Here is a 6,321-nt window from a genome sequence, read left to right as displayed (position 1 = left end):
CCGCCAAGCCGCCGACGCCGCCCCATCCGCTGGCGGCCCCACGCCGCGCCTCGACAGGAGACACCGCATGAACCAGGCCCTATCCTCATCGCTCGCCGTGATTCCGCTGTCCGCCCACATCGGCGCGGAAATCCGCGGCGTGGACCTCACCGGCCCCTTGTCGGCGGCCGAGATCGCGGGCATTCGCGAGGCGCTGCTGAAGTGGCGCGTGATCTTCTTCCGCGAACAGTTCCTGAACCACCAGCAGCACGTGGCCTTCTCGGCGCAGTTCGGCGAGCCGACCGTCGGCCATCCCGTGTTCGGCTACGTGGAAGCTCATCCGGAAATCTATTCGATCGCCAAGTTCCGCCAGGCCACGCGCTACGAAGGCGCGCCGGTGCGGCGCCCCTGGACCGGCTGGCACACCGACGTGACGGCCGCCGTCAATCCGCCCTGGGCCTCGATCCTGCGCGGCGTGACGATCCCGCCCTACGGCGGCGACACGCAATGGACCAACCTGGTGCGCGCCTACGAGACGCTCTCGCCGCCGATCCAGCGGCTGGTGGACGGGCTGCGCGGCATCCACCGCTTCACGCCGCCGCCCGGCGCCGCCGCCACGCGCGACTATGCCGAGGCCGTCGAGCGGCGCAGCCTGGTGAGCGAGCACCCGCTGGTGCGGATCCATCCCGAGACCGGCGAACGCGCGCTCTACGTGAGCCCGAGCTTCCTGAAGTCGATCGTCGACGTCACGCCCACCGAGAGCCAGGCGATCCTCGAACTGCTGTGGGAACACGTGACGCGCCCGGAATTCACGGTGCGCTTCAAGTGGGAGCCGCGCAGCCTGGCGTTCTGGGACAACCGCTCGACCGCGCACCTGGCGCCCTCCGACATCTTCGATCTCGACTTCGACCGCCAGCTCTACCGCACCACCCTGGCGGGCGACGTGCCGGTAGGCCCGGACGGCCGCGCCTCGGTGGCGATCGAGGGTTCGCCGGTAGGCGCGGCGACCGCCACCGCGCTGACCTGAGGCGGCGCCAGGCTCAGGCCGCGCCGGCGGTTCGCGGCGCCGCCCCGCCCGGCGCTGGCGCCTCGGCCCGGGGCGGCGCGATCACGGGCGCATGCTCGTCCATCAGCGCCGCGATCCAGTCGATGAACACGCGCAGCTTCGCGCTGACATGCCGGTTCGGCGGGAACGCCACGTAGAGCGGCATCGAATCCAGGCGCCAATCCTCGAACAGCGGCAGCAGCTCGCCATTGGCGCGCGGCGCCCGCGCCATGTAGTCGGGCAGCCACAGCACGCCGAGGCCGGCCAGGCCCGCCGCGAGATAGGCATTGCCGTCGTCGACGGCGAGCACGTAACGGCCCTGCACGCTGATCCGTTCGTCCTCGCGCTGCATCGCGTAGGGAAATACGCGCCCGGTGCGTGCCCAGCGGAAGCCGACGATGCGATGCGCGGTGTTCTCCAGCTCGCGCGGATGCGCGGGCCGCCCCATGCGCTCCAGGTAGGCCGGCGCCGCATAAACCCCCAACTGCAGATCGCCCACGCGACGCGCCATCAGCGACTGGTCGCTCAGCTCGCCGCCGCGCACCACGCAATCGACGTTCTCGCCGATCAGGTCGACCCGGCGGTCGCTCACGCCCATGTCGAGCTGGATATCCGGGTAGCGCGCGTGGAAGGCCGGCAGCGCCGGCACCAGGATCAGGCGCGCCAGCGGGCTCGGCACGTCCACCCGCAGCCGCCCGCGCGGCAGCGCCGAGGCGTCCGACAGGCTGGTCTCGGCATCGTCCATGTCGGCCAGCAGGCGCAGCGCGCGCTCGTAGAAGGCCGCGCCGTCGGCCGTCACGTTGAGCCGGCGCGTGGTGCGATTGAGCAGCTTCACGCGCAGCCGCGCCTCGAGCTGCTGCACCAGTTGCGTGACGGTGGTCTTGCTCATGTGCAGCGTCTCGGCCGCCTTGGTGAAGCTGCCCGCCTCCACCACGCGCACGAAGGCCTGCATCGCGTCGAAACGGTCCATATGGATCGGTGCTCCAGGGAATCGGGATTGTTTGGATTCTACAAAAAGTGATGGATGGGCTTGCCTGTTTATCGAGGCGCGGCGCGTGGCCAGAATCGCTGCATCTTCCATCCGGGCCGCGAGCGGCCCAATCGTCCAGGAGTCGATCGATGACGCAGGCAGCAAGACAGCGCGATGTGGTGTTCCCGCCGGGACGGCAGGCCTTGTACGAGCGCAACCGCTATTCGCCGGCGGTGCGCGCCAACGGGTTGCTGTTCGTTTCCGGGCAGGTCGGCAGCCGCGAGGACGGCTCGCCCGAGCCGGAACTGGAGGCGCAGGTGGCGCGCGCCTTCGAGAACCTGAACGCGATCCTCGCGGCGGCCGGTTGCAGCTTCGACGACGTGATCGACGTGACCGTGTTCATGGTCGATCCCGAGGCGAATTTCGAGCGGGTCTGGCAGGTGGTGCCGAAGTACTGGGGCGAGGCGCCCCATCCGAGCCTGACGGCGGTCGGCGTGACCTGGCTCTATGGCTTCCAGTTCGAGATCAAGGCGATCGCGCGCCTGCGCGACTGAGGCACGCGAGGTCGTCCTGAAGCCGCTTCAGGCCGTGCCGGCCACTTCGCCGGCGCGAGCCACGGCGCCCGCCAGCCGGCGCGCCGGGCGCTTCAGGCCCAGATGCTCGCGCAGCGTGGTGCCCGTGTAGTCGTCGCGGAACAGGCCGCGCCGGCGCAGTTCCGGCAGCACCAGCGCGATGAAGTCGTCGAGGCCGCCCGGCAGGGTCGGCGCCATCACGTTGAAGCCGTCCGCGCCGTAGTGGACGAAACGCTCCTCCAGCGCGTCGGCGATCTGCTTCGGCGTGCCGATCACCTGCCAGTGGCCGCGCGCGCCGGCGATGCGCAAGGCGAGCTGGCGGATCGTCAGGTTCTCGCGGCGCGCCAGCTCCAGCGTGAGCGCCTGGCGGCTCTTGCTGGCATTGGTTTCGGGCAGCTCGGGAATCGGCCCGTCGAAGGGATAGGCCGACAGGTCGAAGCCGCCGGTCAGGCCCGAGACGAAGGCCAGCCCCACCACCGGGTCGATCAACTGTTGCAGGGCCTCGAACTTCTCGCGCGCCTCGCTCTCGTCGCGGCCGACCACCGGGAACACGCCGGGCATGATCTTCAGCTCGTCGGGTTCGCGACCCCATTCGGCCATGCGGCCCTTCACGTCGGCGTAGAAGCTCACCGCCTCGTCGAGCGTCTGCTGCGCGGTGAAGATCACCTCGGCGGTACGCGCGGCCAGCCGCTTGCCGGCCTCGGACGAGCCGGCCTGCACCACCACCGGCTGCCCCTGCGGCGCGCGCGGGATGTTCAACGGCCCGCGCACCTGGAAGAAGCGGCCGCGATGCTCGAGCACCTGGCGCCCGGCCGGATCGAAGAAACGGCCGGCCGCCTTGTCGCGCACGAAGGCGTCGTCGTCCCAGCTGTCCCACAGCGCGCGCACCACGTCGGCGAATTCCCCGGCGCGATCGTAGCGCTCGGCATGCGCGTAATGTTCATCGCGATTGAAGTTCTCGGCCTCGTGGCGGTTCGACGAGGTGACCAGGTTCCAGCCGGCCCGACCGCCGCTCAGATGATCGAGCGAGGCGAACTTGCGGGCGATGTGATACGGCTCGTTGAAGCTGGTCGAGGCCGTGCCGACCAGGCCGATGCGCTCGGTCACGGCGGACAGCGCCGAGAGCAGCGTGATCGGCTCGAACTGCGCGTTGTAGCTGTGCGCGGTGCGGCTCAGGTAGTCGACATCGTCGCCGCGCGTGCCCACGCCGTCGGCCAGGAATACCAGGTCGAACCTGGCTGCCTCGGCCGCCTGCGCGAGCCGCGCGTAATGGCGGAAGTCCACGCCCGCGTCGGCCTGCGTATCGGGATGCCGCCAGGCCGCGATGTGATGGCCGGTCGGATAGAGAAAGGCGCCCAGCGCCAGATGTCCGCTGCGGGATCGGGTCATGGATTCGGTCTCGACGAGATGGCGAAGGCGGCGCGGGTTCGGTTCGACGCGGCGCGGCCTGCTTCAGAACACGCGGCCTTCGGTCAGGTGGGTGGTGGTGCCGTTCAGCTCGTAGTCGCCCACCACGCGCGCCTTGTGCAGCAGCGGGTTGTGGCTGAAGATCGTGCGCAGGTTGCGCCAGTGGCGATCGAGATTGTGGCGCCGCGAGGTGGCCGAGGCGCCGCCCACCTCGAACAGCCGCTCGGCCGCGTGCAGGGCCAGCTTGCTGACCACCAGCTGGGTGCGCGCGGTGGCCAGCGCGCCTTCGAGTATCAGGGCATCGGCTTCGGGTGCGCCGGCCTCGATCGCGTCGGCGGAACGATCGAGCACCCGCGCGTTCTCGCGCACCAGCGCGTCGATCGCGTGGCTGTGCGCCGTCAGCTCGCCCACCGCCTGCTGGATGAAATGGTCCTCGCGCGCCGAGGCGGCCGGGCTGTGCAGCACCGGGCGCCCGAATTCGATCACGTAGCGGCGCGCGTCGGCCGCCACGTTGCGCACGATGCCGGCCGCCACCGCCACCAGGTGCAGTTGCCGCAAGGCGCCGCCGTGGCGGCCCACCAGCGAGCCGCTGTCGCGCTCGACCACCTCGTCGGGCTCCACGCGCACCTGGTCGAGCACCAGGGTGCCGCTGGCGGTCATGCGCTGGCCCATGCCGTCCCAGTCGTCGTCGATGCGCAGGCCCTCGCGCGCCACCGGGATCACGATCGCCACGCGCGCGTCGTCCTCGCCCTGCACGTTGATGCGCGCGTAGTCGGAGAACAGCGTGCCGGTCGAATAGTATTTGCGCCCCGAGGCGAGGAAGTGGTCGCCCTCGCGCACCAGGCTGGAGGTGACTTCGCCGGGGCGCGAGGTATGGCGCTCAGTCAGCGCCCCGCCGAAGATCGCGCCCGACAGCACGCGCTCGACCTGCAGGTCGTTGGAGGCCGAGCGCGGCGACAGGCGCAGCGCCTCGGTCACGTCGTAGTGCAGCCGCAGCGCGTGCGAGAGGCTCGAATCGGCGGCGGCCAGCGTGGCGATCACCTCGAACAGCTCGACCAGGCTGGCGCCCAGCCCGCCGCGCGCGGCCGGGATCCGCAGCGCGCCGAGTTCGGTGCCGCGAAACTTCGCGAAACCCTCGAAGGGCAGCTCGCGATCGGCCTCGCGCTGCGCCGCGCCCTCGCCGATCTGCCTGGCCAGTTCCGGCAGCGCGGCCAGCGCGGCATCGAGACGGGAACGGGAGGCGATCGTGTGCGGGGCGTTCATGCGGGGCATCCTTGTGCGGGTTTCGTCAGGCGCGCCGCCGGAAGCCCCGGCGGCGCGCCTGACAGTATAGGAATCGCCTCGCGGGGCAGTTCGACCGATTTCAGCTAAGGATATGCGGGGCGAGGATAAGCTCGCCCCGCGTTGGCGGCGCCGGTTCGCGTGCGCGGATCAGACCCGCTCGCGTTGCAGCTCGACCACGTTCACCGCCGTGCCGAACACCTCGCGCACCAGCGGCAGCAGGTGATCGTGGTGCGTGAGGAACAGCACCTGGGTGCGCGAGGACAGCTCGCGCAAGGCTTCGAGCCCGGCTTTCGAGCGCGTGTCGTCGAAGTTGATGAAGAGATCGTCGGCCACGAAGGGCAGCGCCGCCTTGTGCGCGAGCTGCAGTTCGAGCGCCGCGATGCGCAGCGCCAGGAACAACTGGTCGCGCGTGCCTTCGCTCAGCCCGCCCACCTCGACCGAGCGGCCGCTGGCGCGCCGCGCCGACAGCTCGGGCGGCTGCCGCTCGGTATCGACGGTCAGGCGCAGGAATTCGCCCAGCGTGAGGCCCGCGAAGATCTCGCCGGCGCGGCTCAGCATCGGCCCCTGCTTCTGGTCGCGATAGCGGTCGATCGCCCAGCGCAGCAGGCGGCTCGCGGTGGCCGCCTCGATGTACTGCTCGGCGGTGTCGCCCATCGCGGCCAGCGCCTCCTGGCGCCGCGCCTCGGCCAGCGCCGCGCTCGACTGGCCGGCGATCGCCGCCAGCGCCTGGCGCGCCTCCAGCTCGCGGCGGGCCAGCTCGCTGGCGGCGGCGTTGAGCCCATCCTGTTCGCGACGCGCCGCCTCCAGTTGCGCGGGGACCTCGGCCAGGTCGTGCCGGTCGATCTCGGCGGCAATCTCGTCCTGCGGAAGACCGTCGCCGTCGCGCAGCAGCGCGGCCTGCGCCGCCTCGATCTCCTCGCGCAGGCGGCGTTGCTGGTCCGAGCGCGCGGCCAGCGGCAGGGCCTCGTCGATCGTCGCGGCGCCGGCGCTGGCCAGCAGCGGCGCGATGCGCGCCTGCTCGGTGGCGAGCGTGGCCCGGGCCGCCTCGAATTCGCGAGCGGCCA

At 71.1% G+C, this 6,321-nt stretch carries 5 protein-coding genes and 1 pseudogene; 2 read left to right on the top strand and 4 right to left on the bottom strand.

The window, feature by feature from the left end:
- Positions 1-67 precede the first annotated feature (67 nt).
- Entirely contained in the window at positions 68-1,006 is a 939-nt protein-coding gene (locus F3J10_RS33745) for a TauD/TfdA family dioxygenase (protein WP_167234407.1), read from the top strand.
- A gap of 13 nt (positions 1,007-1,019) precedes the next feature.
- Here the strand turns inward: F3J10_RS33745 and F3J10_RS33740 are convergent, their stop codons facing one another.
- Positions 1,020-1,994: a LysR family transcriptional regulator gene (locus F3J10_RS33740; RefSeq protein WP_167243892.1), complete on the bottom strand. Its 975-nt coding sequence runs from the start codon at positions 1,992-1,994 to the stop codon at positions 1,020-1,022.
- A 149-nt stretch (positions 1,995-2,143) separates the two neighbouring features.
- Between F3J10_RS33740 and F3J10_RS33735 the strand changes: the two genes are divergently transcribed.
- Positions 2,144-2,548 carry a RidA family protein gene (locus F3J10_RS33735; RefSeq protein ID WP_166912310.1) on the top strand — a complete coding sequence of 135 codons (405 nt, stop codon included), beginning with the start codon at positions 2,144-2,146 and terminating at the stop codon, positions 2,546-2,548.
- Positions 2,549-2,575: 27 nt separating this feature from the next.
- Here F3J10_RS33735 and F3J10_RS33730 read toward each other — a convergent pair whose 3' ends face one another.
- From F3J10_RS33730 to F3J10_RS33720, 3 genes and pseudogenes are all read right to left on the bottom strand, one after another.
- Positions 2,576-3,955, bottom strand: a complete 1,380-nt coding sequence (locus F3J10_RS33730) for an LLM class flavin-dependent oxidoreductase (protein WP_167243891.1) — start codon at positions 3,953-3,955, stop codon at positions 2,576-2,578.
- Positions 3,956-4,018: 63 nt separating this feature from the next.
- Positions 4,019-5,236: an acyl-CoA dehydrogenase family protein gene (locus tag F3J10_RS33725; RefSeq protein WP_205200578.1), complete on the bottom strand. Its 1,218-nt coding sequence runs from the start codon at positions 5,234-5,236 to the stop codon at positions 4,019-4,021.
- Between the two features lie 168 nt (positions 5,237-5,404).
- A pseudogene (locus F3J10_RS33720) lies at positions 5,405-6,321 on the bottom strand (chromosome segregation protein SMC); the annotation flags it as partial.

The organism is Burkholderia sp. Cy-637 (assembly GCF_011753175.1).
GTDB classification, from domain to species: Bacteria; Pseudomonadota; Gammaproteobacteria; order Burkholderiales; family Burkholderiaceae; genus Burkholderia; species Burkholderia gladioli.
Note: the sequence above shows the minus strand (reverse complement) of the source record. Positions and strands in the feature narration are given on the sequence as shown.